A 1,022-nucleotide genomic window follows, 5' to 3' on the forward strand; every position below is an offset into this window, starting at 1 on the left:
GGTGTCTCGCAGGTCGAAGTATCCGGAGCAGTTCCGTCGTGACGCGATCGAGCTGGTGAACTCGAGTGACCGGCCGTTGCGGCAGATCGCCCGCGAACTGGGGGTCAACCACGAGACCCTGCGCTCGTGGGTGAACGTGGCCAAGCAGGCCGCCGACGCCGGACCACCGGCGGAAGACCGGGCGGTGGCCGATGAGGTGACGCGGTTGCGGCGGCAGGTCGCTGAGCTGCAGAAAGAGAAGGAGATCCTGCGGAAAGCGGCCGCCTATTTTGCGCGCGAGATGGATCGATGAGCTACCGCTATCGGTTCATCTCCGAACACCGCACCGAGTTCGGTGTCCAGCGGTTGTGCCGGGTCCTGGGGCTGCGCCGGCAGGGCTTCCACGAGTGGGTCGCCGCCGAGCAGGCCCGGGCCCGGCGGGCGGAAGCCGAGGCCGAGCTGGTCACCCTGATCGGCACGATCCATGCCGAGCACCGCGGTGCTTACGGCGTCCCACGGATCACCGCGGAACTGCACCGCCGCGGGATCGTGGTGAACCACAAGCGGGTCGAGCGGCTGATGCGCGAACACGGCCTGGCCGGGATCACCCGCCGCAAACGCCGAGCGTTGACCCGCCCCGCGGCCGGCCCGGTCACCCCGGTGGCCGATCTGATCCGCCGCGACTTCACCGCCGAGAAACCCGGGCAGCGGCTGGTCGGGGACATCACCTGCCTGCCCACCTTTGAGGGCTGGCTGTACCTGGCCACCGTCATCGACCTGCACACCCGCGAAATCGTCGGCCACGCCATGGCCGGCCACATGCGCACCGACCTGGTCTGCGACGCCATCGACCTGGCCACCGCCCGCGGCCTCATCCGGCCCGAGGCGGTGTTTCACTCCGACCGCGGCGTCCAATACACCTCCGGCCAGTTCCGGGCCGCCCTCGCCGAGCACAAGATCCGCCCCTCGGTCGGGCGGGTCGGGTCCTGCTACGACAACGCCGTCGCCGAAGCCTTCTTCGCCACCTTGAAAACCGAGATCGG

The 1,022-nt window shown here is 69.5% G+C and carries 2 protein-coding genes; both read left to right on the forward strand.

The window, feature by feature from the left end; translation table 11 throughout:
- On the forward strand, positions 1-292 hold a 292-nt coding region (locus CF165_RS49700; RefSeq protein ID WP_158226986.1), incomplete at its 5' end, for a transposase.
- Positions 289-1,022 (forward strand): IS3 family transposase (locus tag CF165_RS49705; protein WP_143268985.1); only part of this gene is annotated, 734 nt, incomplete at its 3' end. The genes CF165_RS49700 and CF165_RS49705, both read left to right, overlap by 4 nt.

It is taken from the genome of Amycolatopsis vastitatis, assembly GCF_002234595.1.
GTDB classification, from domain to species: Bacteria; Actinomycetota; Actinomycetes; order Mycobacteriales; family Pseudonocardiaceae; genus Amycolatopsis; species Amycolatopsis vastitatis.